This window comes from Janthinobacterium sp. SUN128 (assembly GCF_030587275.1).
Classification (GTDB): domain Bacteria; phylum Pseudomonadota; class Gammaproteobacteria; order Burkholderiales; family Burkholderiaceae_D; genus Janthinobacterium; species Janthinobacterium lividum.
The window spans coordinates 4,257,245-4,277,713 of record NZ_JAPWHY010000001.1; the positions used below are offsets into that span (position 1 = coordinate 4,257,245).

Annotated in this window: 14 protein-coding genes; all 14 read right to left on the minus strand. The window is 58.2% G+C overall.

The features are described 5' to 3' along the window. Positions 1–14: 14 nt before the first annotated feature. Positions 15–1,115, minus strand: a complete 1,101-nt coding sequence (locus O3297_RS19265) for a DegT/DnrJ/EryC1/StrS aminotransferase family protein (RefSeq protein ID WP_305049467.1) — start codon at positions 1,113–1,115, stop codon at positions 15–17. Then, positions 1,112–1,528, minus strand: a complete 417-nt coding sequence (locus O3297_RS19270; protein ID WP_305049468.1) for an FdtA/QdtA family cupin domain-containing protein — start codon at positions 1,526–1,528, stop codon at positions 1,112–1,114. Before O3297_RS19270 ends, O3297_RS19265 begins: the two co-directional genes overlap by 4 nt. A gap of 56 nt (positions 1,529–1,584) precedes the next feature. Beyond that, positions 1,585–2,787, minus strand: coding sequence for a GNVR domain-containing protein (locus O3297_RS19275; protein WP_305049469.1), 1,203 nt, complete (start codon positions 2,785–2,787; stop codon positions 1,585–1,587). Between the two features lie 237 nt (positions 2,788–3,024). Next, on the minus strand, positions 3,025–4,911 hold the full coding sequence (locus O3297_RS19280) for an SLBB domain-containing protein (protein ID WP_305049471.1): 1,887 nt from the start codon (positions 4,909–4,911) through the stop codon (positions 3,025–3,027). Between the two features lie 72 nt (positions 4,912–4,983). Beyond that, the gene (locus O3297_RS19285; protein ID WP_305049473.1) at positions 4,984–7,920 is read right to left on the minus strand and encodes a YjbH domain-containing protein; all 2,937 of its coding nucleotides are present in this window, start codon (positions 7,918–7,920) and stop codon (positions 4,984–4,986) included. A gap of 380 nt (positions 7,921–8,300) precedes the next feature. Further along, positions 8,301–9,005 carry a DUF4197 domain-containing protein gene (locus tag O3297_RS19290; protein ID WP_305049474.1) on the minus strand — a complete coding sequence of 235 codons (705 nt, stop codon included), beginning with the start codon at positions 9,003–9,005 and terminating at the stop codon, positions 8,301–8,303. 239 nt (positions 9,006–9,244) lie between these two features. Continuing rightward, positions 9,245–10,819 (minus strand): SEL1-like repeat protein, encoded by a 1,575-nt coding sequence (locus tag O3297_RS19295; RefSeq protein WP_305049475.1) that lies wholly within the window; start codon positions 10,817–10,819, stop codon positions 9,245–9,247. A 2-nt stretch (positions 10,820–10,821) separates the two neighbouring features. Beyond that, entirely contained in the window at positions 10,822–13,026 is a 2,205-nt protein-coding gene (locus O3297_RS19300; RefSeq protein WP_305049476.1) for an EAL domain-containing protein, read from the minus strand. 5 nt (positions 13,027–13,031) lie between these two features. Beyond that, positions 13,032–15,194: an HDOD domain-containing protein gene (locus O3297_RS19305; protein WP_305049477.1), complete on the minus strand. Its 2,163-nt coding sequence runs from the start codon at positions 15,192–15,194 to the stop codon at positions 13,032–13,034. Between the two features lie 203 nt (positions 15,195–15,397). Continuing rightward, on the minus strand, positions 15,398–16,678 hold the full coding sequence (locus O3297_RS19310) for a multidrug effflux MFS transporter (protein WP_305049478.1): 1,281 nt from the start codon (positions 16,676–16,678) through the stop codon (positions 15,398–15,400). Positions 16,679–16,752: 74 nt separating this feature from the next. Next, on the minus strand, positions 16,753–17,925 hold the full coding sequence (locus O3297_RS19315) for a class I SAM-dependent RNA methyltransferase (protein WP_070281768.1): 1,173 nt from the start codon (positions 17,923–17,925) through the stop codon (positions 16,753–16,755). Positions 17,926–18,038: 113 nt separating this feature from the next. Beyond that, positions 18,039–18,656, minus strand: a complete 618-nt coding sequence (locus tag O3297_RS19320) for a 2-hydroxychromene-2-carboxylate isomerase (RefSeq protein ID WP_034778761.1) — start codon at positions 18,654–18,656, stop codon at positions 18,039–18,041. Positions 18,657–18,666: 10 nt separating this feature from the next. Beyond that, positions 18,667–19,104, minus strand: coding sequence for a CopD family protein (locus O3297_RS19325; RefSeq protein WP_034745744.1), 438 nt, complete (start codon positions 19,102–19,104; stop codon positions 18,667–18,669). 70 nt (positions 19,105–19,174) lie between these two features. Then, the gene (locus O3297_RS19330; protein ID WP_034778763.1) at positions 19,175–20,446 is read right to left on the minus strand and encodes a glutamate-5-semialdehyde dehydrogenase; all 1,272 of its coding nucleotides are present in this window, start codon (positions 20,444–20,446) and stop codon (positions 19,175–19,177) included. Positions 20,447–20,469 lie beyond the last annotated feature (23 nt).

The following is a 20,469-nucleotide window of genomic DNA, read 5'->3' on the forward strand; positions in this document are numbered from 1 at the left end:
TGAAGTCGGTAAATTTACGTGGTTAATTTATTAATTTTTAGTATCACTTGATCTACGTCTTCCGATGACATATGTGGGCCGACCGGTAAACTTAGCACTTGTGCGGCTAGCAAGTCAGCAATTGGATACTCATTTTGCTTTGATATAAAATCTTTGTAGGCAAGCTGTTTATGCGGTGGGATCGGATAATGTACAAGGCTATTTACACCGGCCTTAGTCAATTCAACTTGTAAGTCATCTCTCGTCAGCGAACGCACTACGTACAAATGCCATACCGGATCGCATCCGTCTGCCACCACGGGAAGAACCAAACCTGTATTTGATAATGCCGCTGTATATTGCGCTGCGATTTGCTTTCGTCGTATATTCCAGCCATCCAAATGGCGAAGTTTCACTCTAAGCACTGTAGCTTGTATTGGATCCAACCTGCTATTGAAACCTCTTACATCATTTACGTATTTCACTTTAGAGCCATAATTACGCAGGATACGAATCCGTTCGGCGATATGTGCATGGCGTGTCGTTACCGCACCACCATCACCGAATCCTCCCAAATTTTTCCCCGGATAAAAACTCCAAGCCGCTGCGTCACCATGGCCTCCAATTTTCTTTCCTTTATAGCGTGATCCATGCGCCTGTGCTGCATCTTCAAGTACCATCAGGCCATAGTTTCGTGCCAGAGCAAGAATTGGATCCAAATCCGCTGGTTGTCCGTATAAATGCACAGGGATGATGACTTTTGTCTTGCTCGTGATGGCTGCTTCAATACGCTTTGGATCGAGATTGTGAGTAGCCTCGTTCGGCTCGACCGGTACCGGAATGGCACCACATTGGCTAACTGCAAGCCAGGTGGCAATAAAGGTATTTGATGGAACGATCACCTCGTCACCTGGACGAACATCCATGGCCAATAGTGCCAAATGCAAGCCATCCAAACCATTTGCTACGCCAATAGCATGTTCCACTTCGCAATATGCGGCGAATTCAGTTTCAAATGCGTCGACCTCAGGCCCGCCAATATAATATCCAGACGACAATACTCCTGCCACAGCCGCATCAACTTCAGTTTTCAGCTCACGATATGCTGCGCCCAGATCTAAAAAGGGAATATTCATTTCTTTGCCTTTCCTTCAATAAATTCTTCGTAGTTTCGGTAATAATCTTCTTCATCATAACGATTGGAAGCGAGCACCATGCAGACCGAACCCGAGGAAAAATTATCCAGTTCACGCCAGATCATTGGACAAATATAAAGGCCATTATAAGAACGGCTTAAATGTATACGCTTCTTGTTTTCCCCATCGTCGAGAACCACATCAAAACTGCCAGACATAGCAATGATCAGTTGATGCAACCCCTTGTGTGCATGTCCACCACGTTCGGCGCCACCAGGGACATCATAAAGATAGTAGACACGCTCGATTGCAAAAGGTATCTGGCTACCTCCCTCCACGAAAGTCAAATTTCCACGCGGATCAGTAATTTTTGGCAATGAAATTACCTGACACTTATCAATTGTAAAACTCATTACTAACCTCCTAGCATGTAAACTTCATCATTAAAACACTATGATGTAAAATATTTCTAAAATTTCAGGCTATTTTTTAATTCATTCCATTGCATCAAACCTTCCGGCAACTGCATCACACGCCTTTTCGCTTCTAATATAAGGGCGATAACAATAGACAAGAAAAGTGCCGCGAGGGTTGATAGCAATACGATTATCAGACGCCGCGGCTTGATTTTTTTTTCTGGCTCAACAGCAGCATCAAGTACCTGAATAATTGCAGATTCTTTAGCCTCGTCAAGGCGAGCAGCTTCATATTGCTTAGCCAGTAATTCGTACAACATTTGGTTATATTTAACATCGCGCAGAATTTTTATGGATTTCAGTCCTATTTCTTCACTTCCATTTTTCTCGTCTTTCGTCGCTCCTGGTGAATTTCCAGTTTCAAGTTTGGCAAGACCAATACGCAGATTACGAAGTTCTTCCTTTATTTGGATATACTCCGGATTGTTTGCTGTAACATACGACTGCATCGATCCCAATTGTATTTCCTTGGCAGAAATTTGTGCCCGGAGTTTGCTGATGATTTCGACGATTGCGCGACTATCACCATCGACACTCACAACACCATTTTTATCAATCGAACGTTTTAATGCAATTTCCGCATCGGCCAGATTATTCTTGGTAATCTCAAGCTGGCGCTCAAAAAATATACGCTGTTTGGAAGCCTCAGTTAAGGCCAGAACCTGCGTTAACTTTGTCAGTTCCGCGACATAACCATTAGCAATATCAGCAACTAGTTTTTTATTAGTATCTTCTACTTCAATAACTATTAATCCATCCTTCCCTGATGAGATCAGTGTATTTTCCTCAAGCTCCTTCCGGGCTTTTTCTTGAGAGCTTACATTATAGTTTTTCTTCAAGTCATATTTGGCGATCAGTCTGTCTCCCACTGTTCGGCTTTTCAACATGCCAATATACAAATCATTTGGGCTCTTAATGCCGGCTGCTCCTGCAGCAATTCCAGCAACACCACCTAATTGCGATAAAAGTGCAGCTGTTCCGGACTGTGCCTGCTGAGGAGGCAACAATCTTGCTGTAGATTTATATACCTCCGGAATCGCAAAGCTTATTGCTACGGATATCATTGCCATAAGCATTGTAGAAAAGAAAATTAATTTTTTTCTTTTTGCCAAAACTATCATAAAATCCATAACGCTGAATTTTACATCTTCAGATTTGCCATCTATTTTTTCTTCGTTAGTTTGCACTTGTGTCATGCTTATATGCCGTTCATTGTTGTAATGCTATAACCATTGAGAATAATTCACGTTTTTACCATTAAATATATTTAACCATTAGCCATATATATATATATATATATATGGCGCCTGCAAAAATAAATAAACACGATAAAAAATTTATCTTTATTTCACCAGGTGATTTTTAATTGAAAAACTTATATTTCGATAATTTCCATTTAAAAATATAAATTTTATTTCAAAAAATATTGAAAATCAGTCTTTTAAAACTTTCAATCCAGCCGCACCCAATCCAAACTGGTAGAATATAGACGTCCATTCCTTCAGGCTTTGCATAAAGGTACTGCGATCAATTTTTTCTGGTACTACTACGGTATCGCCAGGATTAAGTATTTTTCCGCCAACACTGCTAAACCACCCCGTACTCTGGCCACTTTGCGCGGTACCATCCGCACGAATTACGTACATCTCAGATTTATCCGCTGAAGTGGTAATCCCTCCTGCTTGCTGAACGTAATCGCTGACAGTCCGTTGTGGACGATAAACAAAGGCATTTTGCTGGAATACCGAACCGAGTACATCGATAGTGCCAGGTCGACGTGGGATATAAATACTGTCACCGTCCTGCAGCGGTACATCAGGTAGATTTTTTACTTGTGTTTCGAGACCCGGCAGGTCGAGAACAATGCGCCCTTCTGCTTTTATACTGCGCAACTTCTGCACAATGCGGCGTTGCTGTTCGAGTTCTACAGCCAGCTTGGCGGCATTAGCCTGGTCGGAAGATGCCGCCATGCGTTGAGTGGCATTCGATTCAAGGTCGCGTTCAAAACGATCAGCAATTTCATTCAACTTGGCTTGCTGCATGCGACGGACTGATTCGCGATTCAGTTGCGTGGCAAACAGATAACCGTTTTCATTTGCGCCCCCCACGCGGGCTACTAGCTCACGCAAGGTTTCGCCTTTTTTCAGAAGAAAAATACCGCTTTGTTGGGCTTCTCCGCCAATGCGCACATATTCATTCTGAATTTGTGCCTCTACTGGCACAGCACCTGGTGCGAATACGCGCAGAACATCGGTGGGCTTAACTGCAATGCTAGCCAATTGGCTGCTGGAAATCGCACGGTCAGCGACCAATTCCACCACGGTTTTATACTTGTTATCGACGTTTTTTTCGACTATGACTTGTTTTGTTTCCGCTGCCGAGTCGAAACCGCCCGCCCAGATCAATACATCGGCAAGGTTGGTATTACCTTTTAATTCGAAGATAGCAGGTTGCTTTACATTACCTGTCAGGGCGACAAGCGGACCAACTTCCGGGATATAAATCACGTCACCATCGCGCAGTGTCATATCACTACTCTTGTCACCCTTGGCCAACATGTCGTACAGGTCAAATGTACTAATGGTTTGCGTACCACGCTTGAGCTGGATGTTACGCATGCTACCGGTTGCATCGGGACCGCCCGACGTGAACAAGGCATTTAGCAAGGTGCTCATGGCACTCAAGGTATAGGTACCAGGACGCACCGCATGGCCGGCGACGTAAATCTGCACGGCACGCGTTTGCGCGATACTGGCTGTCAGTTCAAAATTATTATAGATTTTGCCGACGGCTTTTTTCAGGTAGCCCTGCAAATCCTTGTACTGCACGCCACTGACTTTGACTGAGCCCACGCGAGGGATAAAGATCGCACCGCTACGGTCGACCGTAGCGCTGACATCGATATCAACCATGCCCCAACCGCGCACTTGCAGCTCGTCGCCAGTACCGATTACATAATCCTGATTGACCTGGGCGCTGTCAAATGGGGCAAAGGTGGACGGTACATCGCTGAAAAGATCCTTACCGAAAATGGCCAGATTCTGGCCAGTTACGCCGGCGGCGTATGTTTGAAACGGTCCTACTTCTGGTGCTGCTCGCTTAGCTGGCCGGCTTGCGGCAGGATTGGCCATCTGACGCGGCTCGGCTCGGCTACGAATCGCTGGCAGGCTGTTTGATTCTGGTGCCGGTACCTGCGCCTTGGCGAGATCATTTATATTCAGTTCTTGCGCGACAGAGAAAGACGAGATTGCTCCTAAAAGGCAAGCCGGGAGGACCAAATTTTTCACAAGTGTTTGAGATAGACAAAATTGCTTTTTCATGCTGGTCTTTGTTTGATAAATGGTGTTAATCAGTGTGCGATGCAAATGCACATACTTGTATCTCATGTTTATTTAATACTTGCCCTGCCAGGTAACGCTGATTTCTTTCGGTCCGGGATTGATCGACAGGCCCGATTTGCTCTGGTCGCGCTGCGCGTGCCACAGCCAGCTGCCCATGGCGTAGCCCAAGATGCCGCCGGCGACCGTGTCGGACACCCAGTGCTTGCGGCCAAACACGCGGCCGGCGGAACCCACGGCGGCCACGCTGTACAGCCATGGCGCATCGTATTCCTTGGCAAACGGCGTCACGGCGGCAAAGCCGATCGCGGCATGCGCGGATGGGAAGGAGGAATTCGAGCGGGAATTGCTGCTGCCGACGCGGCTCCACGTTCCGAGGTCTTCCTCTGGACGGGCGCGGCCAAACGCATATTTACCGGCCACCGCCAAACCCGTTGCCGCGGCAACCGATTGCAGGGAAATGAGTCCCGTGTTTTGCATGCGCTCGTCGCCCAAGGCGAAAGCAGCGGCAGCCGCACCGACTGCCGCGTAGGGCATGGCCTTGCCCAGCTTGTCCCAGTTGCGGTAGACCTTGGAATCTTCATGTTTCTTGACGAAACGGTCGACAGGTTTGTCGGCCAGCGCGGAAGCCACTACCACGCCCCCAACCACTGCCGTCGCCTTGAGCCATTCAGGAGCACTCGGCGTAGCAGATGCGGATTGTTCCAGGCGCGCGCGCATGGCGGGCCATGGGCTGACAAACGGCCGGTCCGGCGGATTGACGGCAGGCAGATGCTGTTCGTCCGGGCGCTCGGCAAAGTTACCCAGGCCATCGTAGCTGTGCATGTCGGCGCGCGGGCGCTCGAACATATCGTACAGGTCGCCAGGCGAAGCCACCATCTGTCCCACGTCGCGCGTCCATGGCGCAAGGGCGAAGCCGGCCGTCGATTGCGTGTCCATCGGCAACATGCTGTTCAGCGGGACGGACAGGAAGATGCCACGGTCCTGGTACGGCTTCGATGCGGTGCCGGGGCTGGTGATGTCGTTGCCGTTCGTATGCGTGTACCAGGCACCGACTTCGATGCCGGACTGGAAGCGGCGCTTGAATTCCATGCGCACGCCCGTATCTTTCGCCAGGAAGCGGCCGGCACGGGCCGTCACGGTAATGTCGTGCGGCAAGCGGTAATGCAGGGAGCCGATCGCCGTCACCGTCTTGTAGTCGCGCGAGTCGAGCAAGCCCTTGTAGCCACGCTGCTGCAAGGCATCGACAGCCACGTCGGCCGCCCAGCGGCTATCTTTCGGCAGGTACAGCACCTGGCCGCCGACGCCGCGGAACATGTCTTCGTATAGGCCGGCCGACATGCGGGTATACACGCGCTCGGCGGGATTGTCGTATTTGTTCAGCAGGACACGGCTCAGCGAGAAACGCCCGCCACGCAGGTATTCCGCCACGTCGGTACGCACGTGCGGCAAATTGCTGTTCGATGGCTGCTTGACGCCCGATACCGTTTCCAGCAACTGCAGGCTGGCGGCGCTATTCAGGTACAGCCCGTCGCCCAGGCGGCGGTCATAGTTGGCGACCGCCGAGATCGAATAGCGGAAGGCGCCGCTCGGGTCATTGAAGAAGAAGCCCACCTTGGGAGCGATCTTGAAACGGTTCGCTTCCCGGTCCAGCGACTTGATCTGCACCACGTCGCCATCGACGCCGACTCCGACGGCCAGCTTGCCGTCGTCCTTGATGACGTTGGCAGCCTTGGTGGAAGCCGGCGCGGAAATGGCGGGAGCCGGCGCGGTGACAAGCGCGGGAGCCACGGCAATGACCGGTGCGGGAGCGGGAGCGGGAGCAGGTGCCGGTGCAGCGGCAGCGACAGGCGCCGGTTTGTCGAGGAATTCCTGCAGCCAGCCTTGCTGATCGTCCCGGATGACATCGCTTTTTTCCGGATAGCGCAGCAGCACGACGTCGAGGAAGGCCTTGCGGTCGATCTTGCCTGCCAAATAGTCGTTCAGTTTTGGCAAGTCAAAGAATTCGTAGGTGGCGATTGGCTGGTCCAGCTTGGTATACGTGATGCGCAGGGTCGTCACGCCCTTCGGCGTGAAGGCGACAGCCGTGCGCGCGGCACGGCCAACGGCGCGGCCCATGTTTGAAATACGGCTGTTGGTCAGGCTCAGGCTGAGGACATTGCCTTCTTGCTCGACACGGATGTTCTTGTAGTCCTGTTTTACCAGGGCATTGACCAGATCGGCGCCATACACGGGGTCGTGGTGCCATTCTTCCTTGCTCGGCAGTGGCGGTGGATTCTTGTCGTCGATGAAATACGGCGGTTCGTACACCTTGGGGATGAACTCGCGCTCGCCAAACGGAATGCTGATAAAGGCATTCAGGCTGAACTGGTCGCGGTTGCGGGCCGCCTGCAAGGCAAGCCAGCCCCAGCGGTATTCCAGGCCCACGGACGCGCCCTTGCGGCGCTTGCCGGCATTCGTTTCGCTGGCGCGGAAGTCGCGCAAGTAATTCGTTGTATCGTACTCAGCCACCACCGACCAGCGCGGCAGCGCGGCCGGGGTCCAGCGCGCACCGGCAAACACGCCGTCCGGGCGTTTATGGGCATAGCCCAAGCTCGCTTCGATATTCTTGCTGGCGCCAAATGTCTTGGTAGCCACGACGTATTGTCCCTTGAACAGCTCGGTACCAAACAGATCCGTCATGCCGACGGCAACCGACGGCATCCACTCCGTTTCCGTCCACAGGCGCAATTTACCGTCGACGACTTTATCCTTGTAGCGGCCATAGCCACTGCCATATTCACCGGGCACGTTGGTAAAACCAGGAATGCCCGTGATCGACACATAACGTCCCGTCATTTGCAGGAAAGGCAGGATATTTGCCGTTGCCCATAACTGGCCATACGGGCTGTCATAGCTGTAGCCGACGCTGAAGGTGCCGTCCGTTTCCACCACGGCGCTGGGCATATTGATATAGCCGGACTGGCCTCCATGATTCGGCGTCGCAGCCATTACCGATGGCGCACCAAGCACCAGACAGCCACACCAGGTATATTTGATTGATTTTCTGAGTACGCTTAACAAATCCGGCTACCTAAAATATCCTGCACCTGGAATTCCTGACAATGTATTCAGAAAATCAATGAGCTTGGGGAAACGTGAATAAAACGAAAAAAGGCCAACCGACGGGCATGTTGCAATGCCACGCATCAGTTCGCCACTAAACCTGGGCACTCCCGGGCAGTAAATTCTTGCTTGACCATGCCTCAGGAATGTATGTCGCGGAATTTTAACATTGTTTTCTTGTAGCAAATGCTTAACTTGTTTCCCTTGCGCCACACCTGTCCATGTGGCGCAAACGCCGCCTGCGGCCACGCATCAGGCTTGAAGCGTCACTTCAAACTGCCAAACACTTTGCCGATAATCTTGCTGCCATAAGCGAGCGGATTGCTGCGGATGGCTTTTTCTTCCTCGCCGATCATCAGATACAGACCATCCAGCGCACGGTCCGTGACATAGCCTTCCACCGTCGATTGCTGCTGCGGCACCAGTCCCGTCTTGCCGATCTGGCTCATGGTGCTGTTGTACTTGCTGGCCAGGCCAGAGCGGTCAGTAACGGATTTCACGATGGGCAGGAATTTGACGGCCAGCGGCGCAGAGGTCTTCTGGCGGAAGAAATCCGTCACGGAAGTGTCGCCACCGGACAGGATATTTTTCGCATCGCTCACGCTCATCGATTTGACCGCGTCGAGCAGCAAGGGCTTGGCCATGGGCACGGCCGACTCGGCGGCACGGTTCATCGACACCACCAGGTCGTCCAGTTGCTGGCCGCGGCCCGTCATTTTCAACAAGGGCTTGGCTTGCTCCAGGATGCCGGGCAGCTTGATCTTGACCTTGTCATTGTTGAGAAAACCATTTTCGATGCCCAACTTGGCTACGGCGGCGGCCGATCCGGCTTCCAGCGCCGCTTTCAAGCCATTGCTGGCATCCTGGTTGCTGAGGGCATCCAGGGGACCGGCGGCGCATGCGCCGGACGACAGCAACACCAGCGCACACAGGATGGCGGCGGGACGGCCAGGGAAAGGGTTCAGGCGCATGGTTTTCCTTTTCTAAAGAATATACAGACCACCTTCTTCTGGAACCTTAGCACATCAAAACTGCAAATACCGCAGCAATTTTGACGTCTTGGGGGAAACAAGGGGCGCCACAGATGGCGAAGGGAAAGGACTATACAGCACCGGCTGTTGTATCCGCGCACGCTAACGCCGGCGGTGTGGCTTAGAACCTATCCCAATAGATGAATACATCTCCTGCTGGCGCGCCTACCGGGATAGGATCAGCCCGCTATCGCCGCCAGCTGTTCGCGCACCCGCGCCAGATCCGTCTCGCGCATGCGCGCAGCCGTCTGGCGCAAGGATTTTTCCGCGCCCGACACGCCGGCCGCCACCGCCATCGACAGCCAGATGTAGGCCTGCTGCAAATCGAGCGGGCCACCCTGGCCGCTGGCCGCCATCAGGCCCAGATTCATTTGTGCCCGCGCATGGCCCTGGCGCGCGGCCAGCGCATACCAGTCCCAGGCGGCGGCATAGTCCTGCGGCACGTCCTGGCCATTGTCATGCCGCAGCCCCAGCGCAAACTGGGCCAGGCTGTGGCCCTGCGCGGCGGCACGGCAATAACAGGCGCAAGCCAGCTGGCTGTCGGGCGCAGGGCCATCGTCGCGGTCGTGCAACACGCCCTGCATGTATTGCGCAGGCGCGTAATCCTGCTCGGCGGCACGGCGGTACCACTCCAGCGCCAGCGACAGATCCTGAGGCACGCCCTGACCATGTTCATAACGCAAACCCAGGTCGAACTGCGCCCGCACATGTCCCTGGTCGGCCGCCTTGCGATACCAGAAGATGGCTTCCTGCGCATCGGCAGGCATGCCCTGTCCATGCTCATGCAACAGTCCCAGCTGGTACTGCGCGGCGGGAAAGCCCTGCCCTGCCGCCTGGCGGTAGAACACCTGCGCCCGGGTATAGTCTTGCGCCCCATGCTCATGGTGCAGGCCCAGGTTGTGCTGGGCCGCCGCGTGCCCCTGGCCAGCCGCCTTCACGTACCACTCGAGTGCCGCCTGCTTATCGCAGGGCACGCCCTGGCCATTGTCGTAGATCAGTCCCAGATTGAACTGCGAACTGGCGTGGCCCTGCTCGGCCGCGCGCCGGTACCAGGTGATCGCCTGCCTGCTGTCCTGCGGCAGCACGTCGCCATTTTCATAGCGCAGCGCCAGGTTGAACTGGGCAGGCGCATAGCCTTGCTCGGCCGCCTTGCGCATCCAGGCCGTCGCTTGCTGGCGGTCCTGGCGCACGCCCTGGCCATTGTCGTAGCGCAGGCCCAGGTTGAACTGCGCGCGCGCATAACCCTGGTCGGCCGCCTTGCGGTACCAGGCGATGGCTTGCACAAAGTCCTGCGGCACGCCCTTGCCATTGTCATACATCATGCCCAGATTATTCTGCGCGCCCGCGTCACCCTGTTCCGCCGCGCGGCTGAACCACAGCATGGCTTGTCCGCTATCTTGCGCGAGCCCCTGGCCCTTGGCATACAGCCAACCCAGATTGTATTGCGCCGCCGCGTAGCCCTGCTCGGCCGCCTGCTGGTACCAGTGCGCCGCCTGCGCAAAATCCTGTGGCACGCCCTGCCCCTTCTGGCACATCACGCCCAGATTGTATTGCGCGTGTTCGAGCCCCTGCGCGGCGGCCAGGCCATACCAGTGCAAGGCAAGCGCATAGCTTTGTTCTATCCCCTGGCCATTGAAATGCATGAAACCCAGGCTGTGCTGGGCGTTCGCATTGCCCTTCTCGGCCAGTCCTTTCAGGCGCAGGTAGTCAGCCGTGTAATGAGCAGCCGTGTAGCGGGGGTCGGCAAGCGGCACGGTCAAGCCTCGATGGCCAGCGTCTGGGACAACGCGGGGGCGGCGTTGGCGATCAACCGGTTCTGCTCCTGCAGCACGCCGATGAAACTGCCCAGCGAAATGGGCCGGTGGTACAGATAGCCCTGCATCGTGGTGCAGCCCTTGTCCTGCAGGTAGCGCGCCTGCCCTTCCGTTTCCACGCCTTCGGCAATCAGGTGCAGGCCCAGGCCGCGTGCGATCGAGATGATGGCCAGGATGACGGGGTAGTGTCCGTGCTCGTCGTGGATTTCCTTCACAAACGACTGGTCGATCTTGATGGTGTGAATGGGGAAGCGGTGCAGGTACGACAGCGAGGAATAGCCGGTGCCGAAATCGTCGATGGCGACCGACACGCCCAACTGGCACAGCTTGTTCAACTGCTCGATCGCATACTGCGGGTTGCGGATGCAGATGTTTTCCGTGATTTCCACTTCGATCTTTTCAGGCGCGATGCCATAGCGCGTCAGCGCGCCGCGCATCTTCTCGAAAAAGTCGCCCCGGTCCAGGTATTGCGGCGACAAATTGAGCGACAGGCGCACGGCTTCGCCGCCGGCCGCGTTCCACTGCACCAGGTCGCGGCACAGGGCGCCCAGCATCCAGTCCGAGATCGGCAGCATCAAGCCGTTTTCCTCGGCGAACGGCAAAAATTCGCCGGCCGTCAGCAAGCCCCGCTGCGGGTGGTTCCAGCGCATCAGGCCTTCGGCGCCAACGATGCGGCCCGTCATCACGTCCACCTGCGGCTGGTAATACATCTCCAGCTGGTTCAACTCCAGCGCCTTACGCAGGCTCTGCTCGAGGGCGATCTTCTGGTGCGACACGTCGAGCATGGACTCGTGATAAAAACTGTGGCCATTCTTGCCCAGCGCCTTGACCTGGTACATGGCGATGTCGGCGTGGCGCAGCAGCTCGTCGATGGTCTCGCCGTCGCCCGGATAGATGGCGATGCCGATCGAAGCCGAAATATGCACCTGGTTGCCATCGAGGTCGAACGGCTGGTGCAGGCATTCGAGGAATTTGTCGGCGATCAGGCGCGCATCCTGGCGGTCGCGCAGTTCCGGCAGCACGATGGTGAATTCATCGCCGCCCTGGCGCGCCAGGGTATCGCCGCGGCGCAAACAGTCCTTCAGGCGCAGCGCCACCTGCTGCAGCAGTTCGTCGCCCTTCACATGGCCCAGGGTATCGTTGACCAGTTTAAAACGATCGAGATCGATGAACATCACGGCCAGTTCCGTCAGCTTGCGCCGCGCCTGGATCACGGCCAGGCCCAGGCGGTCCTTGAACAGCATGCGGTTCGGCAGGTCCGTCAGGATGTCGTGGTAGGCCTGGTAGGAGATGACTTCCTCGGCACGCTTGCGGTCGGTGATGTCGCGCGCCACGCCGTAGGTGCCGAGGTACTCCTGCTTTTTCGCTTCCTGATCGTGGCTGTGCATGCCGATCGAATTGAGCGGAATCGTCATCAGCGTGTTGTTGAAGGTACGGTCGCTGCCGCTGCCGCTATGGCACTTCAGGCGCAGTTCCACATTGCGCGAGGCCCGCTCGTCGAGGCGGCGCTCATTGAAGGCATAGCGGGCCCGCTCCTGGTCTTCATCGTGCACGAGGATGGAATAATGGCTGCCGATCAGCTCTTCGCGGCTAAAGCCCAGCAACTGGTGCACCCTGTCGTTGATGAAGGTGATGCGGCCTTCGTGGTTCAGCGTATAGATGATGTCGGGCGAGCTGTCGACCAGGTAGCGGTACATCTTTTCCGAGTTTTCCAGCTGCAGCGCGATGCGCTCGTTCTCCAGCGCCAGCTTGCGCTTTTGCAGCGCATTCTCCACCGTCTTGAGCAGCTCCTCGCGGCTGTACGGCTTGCGCAGATAATCGTAGGCGCCACGCTTCAGGGCGCCGATGGCCGCCTCGATGCCGACGTCGCCGCTCATGACGATCACGTCGCCCTCGATGCCGCGCCGGTTGATATGGTCCATGATTTCATGGCCGCTCATGTCGGGCAGGCGCAGATCGAGCAGGATCAGGTCGAAGCGCAGTTTCGACAACTGCGCCAGCGCTTCGCTGCCGCAGGTGGCCGTGTGCAGCTGGTAGCCGCGGTCCTTCAGCAGTTCGTGGAGGGAAGCGAGCAAACGGGGCTCGTCGTCGACCAGCAGGATGCGCGGGCTGTTTTCCAGGTCAAACGGAATGGCGGAGGAGTTCATGGACGTTACGAAGACAAGGCGGTATTGCCCGGCGCCGGCAGCGCGGCTGCAGCGCTCGTCGGCAAGGGAATGGGCAGTAAGATTTCAAACGAGGTGCCGGACTTGCTGCTGCGGCAGCCGATCATGCCATGCAGGCGCGTGACCAGGTCATGCACGATGGACAAACCCAGGCCGTGATGCGCCCCTTCCTTGCTGCTGCGCACAGGGGAAAACAGATTGGCCAGCACGTCGGGAGACAGGCCGGCGCCATTGTCGCTGACGCACAGTTCCAGGTACAGGCGGCGGTCGCGGTTGACGTGGCCACGGTTAGACACTTCGATACGCCCGCCGTCGGGCAGGGCTTCGACGGCGTTTTTCAGCAGGTTGAGCAGGATTTGCTTGAGCGTGTCGGCATCGGCCTCCACCTCGCATGGCGCGTCCTGCATGCGCGTGACCACTTCGATCTTCGACGGCAGGAAATCGGTGGCGCGGAACAGGCGCAGCACGTCGTCGACCACGCGCGCGCAATCGGTGACGCCACTGGCCGCCACCGGCTGCAGATCGGCCAGGCCGCTGATCAACTGGCCGACCCGGTCGATTTCCTCGTTCAGGATCGACATCTCGCCCGTGACCGGCTCCTGCTTCTCCAGCTTGTGATCGAGCACGCTCAGGTAATTCTTGATGATGGACAGCGGGTTATTCACTTCATGCACGACGCGGCGCGACGCGGCGCGGTATTCCTCGGCCACGTGATCGAGCTGGCGCCGCGCCAGACCGCGCGCGCTGATGGCCGTTTCCAGCGCCGTGGCGGCCTGGTTGGCATACGCGCGCAGGAAACCCTCGCGCTTCTGGCAAGCGGGAATCTGCCACGCCGCCACGCCGCCAATCAGCACGCCCAGGCTGCGCTGGCCCGCCACCAACGGCACGCAGACCAGGCTGTCGGTACCGAGAATGCGGAACAGCTGCTCCTCGACGATGCCCAGCGCCGGCATGTCGCGTTTCAGGAACGCCAACTGGCACTCCAGCGCCGAGGCAGCCAGCGGGCCGCCCTTGGCCAACTGGATCGAGAACCCTGCCAGGCGCTGCTGATGTTCGCCCGCCGCCACGCCCACCAGCGCATGGCCGGTGGGGTTTTGCAGCAGGATGATGGCGGTGTCGAAATCGAACAGGATGCGCGCCGAGCGCGTGATGGCTTCCAGCAGGCTGCTCTCGCCCTGTTGGCGGGCGAAAGTCTGCCCCACTTCGGACACCAGCACCATGTTGCGCACTTCATCGGACAGGCGCTGCTGCACCGGATCGACGGACGGCGGCGCATACGCGGGCGGCGTGGCGATATCATCCGCGCCGGCCAGGTCGATGCCCAGGTGCTGCGCGGCCTGCTCCACCTGGCGCGCGACGCTGCCGGCCAGGTCTTCCAGTACCTCGACATCCAGCGCGCACAGGCTTGCCGCCTGCGTGATGGACTCGGCCTCGTCCGCATCGTCGGCATGGCTGCACAGCAGGTGCGCCAGGCGCACGATGCGGATCAGGGGATGGCTCGCTTCCAGGCGCGCCAGCGGTTCATGGTGATACAGCACGCTGTCGGCCAGGAAGGAGTCGAGATGCCAGCGCTCGATCAGCCAGGCGCCCGCTTCGGCATGCGTGATCTGCAAGGTGCGCTGCTCCACCGCGCACAGGGCGGCATCGTCGCGCGCCGTGAAATTGAAGGCGTATTCCTTCGGCGCCGTGGCCAGCAAGGCCAGGCGGCCCACGTTGTGCAGCAATCCTGCCAGATACGCTTCCTCGACATGCGGATAGGCCATGGCCTTGGCCAGCGCGCGCGCCATGACGGCGGCCGACAGCGAACTTTTCCAGAAGGCGCGCAAATCCGTGCTGCCGGAATGGGGGAAGCTGTTGAAGGTCTGGAAGACGGATTCGCTGATGACCAGCGTCTTGATCATGTCCGTGCCCAGCGAGACGAGCGATTGTTCCAGGCTGACGACCTTGCTCTGGCGATGATAGGCCGAGCTGTTGGCCACGCCGAGGATCTTGCTGGTCATGCCCGCATCCTTGGCGATCAGGGCGGCCAGCTCAGGCATGCCGGCATCGTCGGCCTGCAGGTGGGCGATCAGCTTGAGGAGGATCTGCGGCATGGCCGGCAGGCGGGCAATCAGCAGGCGATTGCGAATATCTTGATCAGATTGATGCATCGTATCAGGCATTGCCGGTTCGAAAAGGATGAGCGCTCAGCAGCGAAGCGCGGCCACGTTCAGAGGAATCCTCCACTCCTGTAACCAAAAAATCTATTGCCTGAGAGGATGCCGGGAAAGAACTCATCTTATCATAAGCGCCGGATATTACTTGCAATATAGAAAATTAAGTTGAAATAAATCCAGCGTTCTACAGTGGAAACTTATGCCTTGAAGGAACCTAGCAAACGGTGGCGGAAGCGCCGCGATATCAGCCACAGCGCCAGTGCCAGGCCCGTAAACGCCAGTTGGCCCGAGGCCAGCCACAACACGGAACCGGACAGCAGCGGCGAGATCACGCCGGCCACCACGGCGCCGAGCATGGTGCTGGCAAACGACTGGCACGAGGCCACCGTGCCGCGGATATGCGGAAACAGATCGAGCGCCAGCAGGGTCGCGCCGGGTCCCACCAGCGACATGCCGAAAGTGTAGAAGAACAGGGGCAGCACCGACCAGGGCAAGGATGGCGGCAGGAACAGGTGATACACGACATTGACGCTGGCGGCGCACAGCAGGAAGGCAAAGCCGATGCCGATCTGGCGCGCGAACGTGACCTTGCCAGCGATGCGGTTGGCCGCCGCGGCGCCCATGAAGATGCCGCTCACGCAGGGAATGAACAGCCAGCCGAATTGCGATGGCCCCAGGCCCAGCTGCCTGGGCAGCATTTCCGGCGCGGCCGTGATGAACAGGAACAGGCCCGCGAAATTGAGGGCGACGATGCCGGCCTTGATGTGGAACAGGGGCGAGCGCAGGATCTGGCCATAGCTCGACGCAAGGAAACGGGGATTGAACGGCTGGCGCCTGGCCAAAGGCAGGGTTTCGGGCAGGCGCCAGTAGCAGAACGCCAGCAGCACCACCGTGTAAAAGGCGAGGAACAGGAAGATCGAGCGCCAGTCGAACCAGATGACGATCCAGCCGCCGAAAATCGGCGCCACGGCCGGGGCGATGGAAAAGATCATCGTCACCAGCGACAGCAGGCGCGCCGCCGCCGCATCGGCATACAGGTCGCGGATGATGGCGCGGCTGATCACCACGCCGGCGCCGGCCGAGACGCCCTGCATGATGCGGAAGAACCACAGATAGTGCACCGTGTGCGCCGAAGCGCAGCCGAGCGAGCCGATGGCAAACATCAGCAGGGACACGAGAATGACGTTGCGCCGGCCGAAGGTATCCGAGATCGCGCCATGCCACAGCACCATGCCGGCAAAGGCCAGCATGTAGAACGTCAGCGACTGCTGCACTTCCAGCGGCGAGGCCTGCAGCGAACCCTGGATCGCGCCAAACGCGGGCAGATACGTGTCGATCGACAGGGGCCCCAGCATCGACAGCCCGGCCAGCATCATCGCCAGCGCACCGCGGCTCAACGGCGCCATGTGGCTCGGCGTGGGAGGCGGAACGGGGGTAACCGGGTCGGGCGGCACATCGGCCGGAGGGGTGGGAAACATGGCGGGTCCAAAGTGGCGCGCGGACCCATTTCAGTCCGCGCGCGGGGTTACTGCGGGTGTCTTACGGTGAACGCTTACTGCTGTGGTTTGGGCTTGGCTTCTTCACGGCGGTTGTAGCCTGCGACCATGTCAAAGCGGAACAGACGGCATTCCAGCGCGCCATTGAAGAAAGGCGTCTTGCGCGCTTCCTTCAAACGCAGCAGCTTGGGCAGGCCCAGGTCGGCCGTGAACAGGAACACGGTCCAGCCGGCGAAACGCTGCTTCAGGGTCGTGCCCATGGCCGAATAGAAGGAAGTCGATAGTTCATCTTCCGGGATGGTGCTGTCGCCACGCACACCGATACGCTCGCCGTACGGCGGATTGGTCAGCATGATGCCCGGCACCTCGCTTGGCGGCTTGACTTCCTGCGCCTCGATCTGTTTCAAGGGCACATCGAAGCGCACGCCGGCGCAGCGGAGGTTGTGGCGCGTCATGGCGACCATGTCGCCCGAGATGTCGCTGCCGAAAATGGTCGGTTCGGCTGGCAGCGGATTGACCTTGATGGCGTTTTTCATGGCATTCCACGGCGCCGGATCGAAGTCGTGGAAATTTTCAAACGCGAACTGGCGCGAGGCGCCCGGTGGAATCCCCTGCAGCATCTGCGCCGCTTCGGCCAGGATGGTGCCGGAACCGCACATCGGGTCGAACAGCACCATGCCGGGCTTCCAGCCCGACACGCGCAGCAGGCCGGCGGCCAGGTTTTCGCGCAGCGGCGCGTCGCCCGTCTCTTCGCGCCAGCCGCGCTTGAACAACGCTTCGCCCGAGGTGTCGAGGTAGACGGTAAACGTGTGTGCGTCGAGGAAGCCGACGATGCGCATGTCCGGCGTCTTGGTGTTGACCGATGGGCGCTCGTTGAACTGGTCGCGGAAGCGGTCGCAGATCGCATCCTTGATTTTCAAGGTCGTGAATTCCAGGCTGCGCAGCGGCGATTTGACGGCCGTGACGTCGACGCGGATCGTGTGGTGCACGCCGAACCAGTCTTCCCAGGATTGCGCCAGGGTCAGGTCATAGATATCGTTTTCCGTCTTGTAGCCGGAATGGGCCATGCGCATCAGCACGCGCGAGGCGATGCGCGAATGCAGGTTGATGCGATAGGAGTCCAGCAGGTCGCCGGAGCAGTGTACGCCGCCCGGTACCTGGTTGTGGACCTTCATGGTCGCACTATCCTGGGCGATCTCGCCCAGTTCCTCGGCCAGCGCCGCTTCCATGCCGCGCGGGCATGGGCAAAAATATGAAGCCATGGTGTACCTTTTATCCGTTGAAAAACAATTAACTAAAAATTTCAGAACCTGTCGGATTACGCGCGCAGCGCTAATCCGACCTACAACTTCTCCAGCGCCCGTTCGACAAAATCGAGGCGGTCCTGGCCCCAGTACCCTTCGCCATCGACGATATACCACGGCGAACCGAAGACGCTGGCGGCGGTGGCCGCTTCCGTATTGGCATCGTATTCGGCCTGCACGCTGGCCGTCTCCGACGTTTTCAGCAGCTGGCGGCCATCGAAACCGGCATCCAGCGCGATCTGCACCAGGGTTTCCTCGTCGCCGATGTTGCGCTCTTCAGCCCACAGGCCGCGCATGATGGCGTGCGCCAGGTTCAGCGATGCTTCCACGCCGTGCGCCAGGCGCGTGGCAATGATCAGCTTGGCAGAAGCTTCCGGCGACACGGGGAAGAACTTTGGCTGCAAGGTCAATGGCACCTGCAAAAAGGCCGACCAGCGCGCCAATTCTGCCAGGCGGTACGCCTGGCGCTGCGGTGCGCGCTTGGCCAGCGGCAGGCCGCCCGAGACGCTGAAGACCTTGCCCAGGTCAAAAGGGCGCACGTCGATCTGGGCACCCGTCTTCGCGGCGATGGCCATCAGGCGCGCATGACCCAGATAGGTCCATGGCGAGTGGGGGGCGAAGAAATACTGCACGACTTTGCTCTGACTTGCACTCATCTCGACTCCCTTAGAAAGGCTTGACCACGACCAGCACGACGACGGCCAGCAGCATCACCACCGGCACTTCATTAAACCAGCGGAACCAGGTGTGGCTGCGCTTGTTGAGACCTTTTTCAAACTTGCGCAGGATGGAACCGCAGGCATGGTGATAGCCGAGCAGCAGCACCACGAACGTCAGCTTGGCGTGCATCCAGCCCGGCATCTTCATGCGGCCCTCGCCGCCACCGTACAGCATCCACATCAACGCCAGCCCCAGCACCATGGCCGGCAGCGCCAGCAGCGACATGAAACGGTACAGCTTGCGCGCCATCAGCAGCAGGCGCTCGGTGGCTACCGTTTCCGTCTCCATCGCCAGGTTCACGAAGATGCGCGGCAAGTAAAACAGGCCGGCAAACCAGGACATGACGAAGATGATGTGGAAGGCTTTGGTCCAGAGAAAGAGCATGGGGTTTCCAGTGTCGGAGGTGGAGAGAAACGAGAGCACGGGCCGCCTTGTGGGCAGCCCGCGAAAGAGACTATTTACGGACTTCGCCGTGGCCAAAGACCACGTACTTGAGCGAGGTCAAACCTTCCAGTCCTACCGGGCCGCGCGCATGCAGCTTGTCGTTCGAGATGCCGATCTCGGCGCCCAGGCCATATTCGAAGCCGTCGGCGAAACGCGTCGACGCGTTCACCATCACCGAGGCGGAATCGACTTCGCGCAGGAAGCGCAGCGCATCGCTGTAGTCTTCCGTGATGATCGATTCCGTATGCTTGGACGAATACTGGTTAATGTGGTCCATCGCTTCGTCGATGCCGTCGACCACTTTCACCGACAGGATCGCCGCCAGGTATTCGGTGGACCAGTCTTCCTCGGTGGCGGGCACCAGGTGCGGATAAGCGGCGGCGGCCAGGATCGCATGGCTTTCCGGATCGGCGCGCAGTTCCACCTGCTTGGTCAGGTACAGTTCGGCCAGCTGCGGCAGCACGGTAGCGGCGACGGCGCGCGACACCAGCAGGGTTTCCATGGTGTTGCAGGTGCCGTAGCGGTGGCACTTCGCGTTGAAGCCGATATCGATCGCCTTCCTGATATCGGCCTTGGCGTCGATATAGACGTGGCAGATGCCATCGAGGTGCTTGATCATCGGCACGGTAGCCTCGCTCATCAGGCGCGCGATCAGGCCCTTGCCGCCGCGCGGCACGATGACGTCCACGTACTGCGGCATGGTGATGAGAGCGCCGACGGCGGCGCGGTCGGTGGTGTCGATGACTTGCACGGCATCGGCCGGCAGGCCGGCACCCTGCAAGCCCTCGGCCACCAGCTTGGCCAGCGCGCGGTTGCAGTGTATCGCTTCCGAGCCGCCGCGCAAGATCGTCGCGTTGCCGCTCTTGATGCACAGGCCGGCCGCGTCCACCGTCACGTTCGGACGGGCTTCATAGATGATGCCGATGACGCCCAGCGGCACGCGCATCTGCCCCACCTGGATGCCCGTCGGGCGGAATTTCATGTTCGAGATTTCGCCGATCGGGTCGGCCAGCGACACGATCTGCGTCAAGCCTTCGACCATGGTGGCAATGGCAGAGTCGGACAGGGTCAGGCGGTCGAGCATGGCCGGCGCCAGGCCGGCGGCGGCGGCCGCATCGAGGTCGCGCTGGTTGGCCGCGCGCAGCAGATCGGCATCGCGCACGATGGCGGCGGCGATCAGGCTCAAGGCACGGTTGCGCGTGGCGCTGTCGGCACGCGCCATGGCGCGCGAGGCGGCGCGCGCGCGCGTGCCCACGTCCTGCATATATTCTGTGATGTCCATGCTCGTATCCATATAGTAAAAAA

What these genes read in the sequence shown, in the direction of transcription:
- O3297_RS19305 (WP_305049477.1), bottom strand. Translation starts at nt 15,194, where the DNA reads ATGCATCAATCTGATCAAGATATTCGCAATCGCCTGCTGATTGCCCGC.
- O3297_RS19290 (WP_305049474.1), bottom strand. Translation starts at nt 9,005, where the DNA reads ATGCGCCTGAACCCTTTCCCTGGCCGTCCCGCCGCCATCCTGTGTGCG.
- O3297_RS19330 (WP_034778763.1), bottom strand. Translation starts at nt 20,446, where the DNA reads ATGGACATCACAGAATATATGCAGGACGTGGGCACGCGCGCGCGCGCC.
- O3297_RS19285 (WP_305049473.1), bottom strand. Translation starts at nt 7,920, where the DNA reads ATGGCTGCGACGCCGAATCATGGAGGCCAGTCCGGCTATATCAATATG.
- O3297_RS19310 (WP_305049478.1), bottom strand. Translation starts at nt 16,678, where the DNA reads ATGTTTCCCACCCCTCCGGCCGATGTGCCGCCCGACCCGGTTACCCCC.
- O3297_RS19280 (WP_305049471.1), bottom strand. Translation starts at nt 4,911, where the DNA reads ATGAAAAAGCAATTTTGTCTATCTCAAACACTTGTGAAAAATTTGGTC.
- O3297_RS19270 (WP_305049468.1), bottom strand. Translation starts at nt 1,528, where the DNA reads ATGAGTTTTACAATTGATAAGTGTCAGGTAATTTCATTGCCAAAAATT.
- O3297_RS19265 (WP_305049467.1), bottom strand. Translation starts at nt 1,115, where the DNA reads ATGAATATTCCCTTTTTAGATCTGGGCGCAGCATATCGTGAGCTGAAA.
- O3297_RS19300 (WP_305049476.1), bottom strand. Translation starts at nt 13,026, where the DNA reads ATGAACTCCTCCGCCATTCCGTTTGACCTGGAAAACAGCCCGCGCATC.
- O3297_RS19325 (WP_034745744.1), bottom strand. Translation starts at nt 19,104, where the DNA reads ATGCTCTTTCTCTGGACCAAAGCCTTCCACATCATCTTCGTCATGTCC.
- O3297_RS19320 (WP_034778761.1), bottom strand. Translation starts at nt 18,656, where the DNA reads ATGAGTGCAAGTCAGAGCAAAGTCGTGCAGTATTTCTTCGCCCCCCAC.
- O3297_RS19275 (WP_305049469.1), bottom strand. Translation starts at nt 2,787, where the DNA reads ATGACACAAGTGCAAACTAACGAAGAAAAAATAGATGGCAAATCTGAA.
- O3297_RS19315 (WP_070281768.1), bottom strand. Translation starts at nt 17,925, where the DNA reads ATGGAAGCGGCGCTGGCCGAGGAACTGGGCGAGATCGCCCAGGATAGT.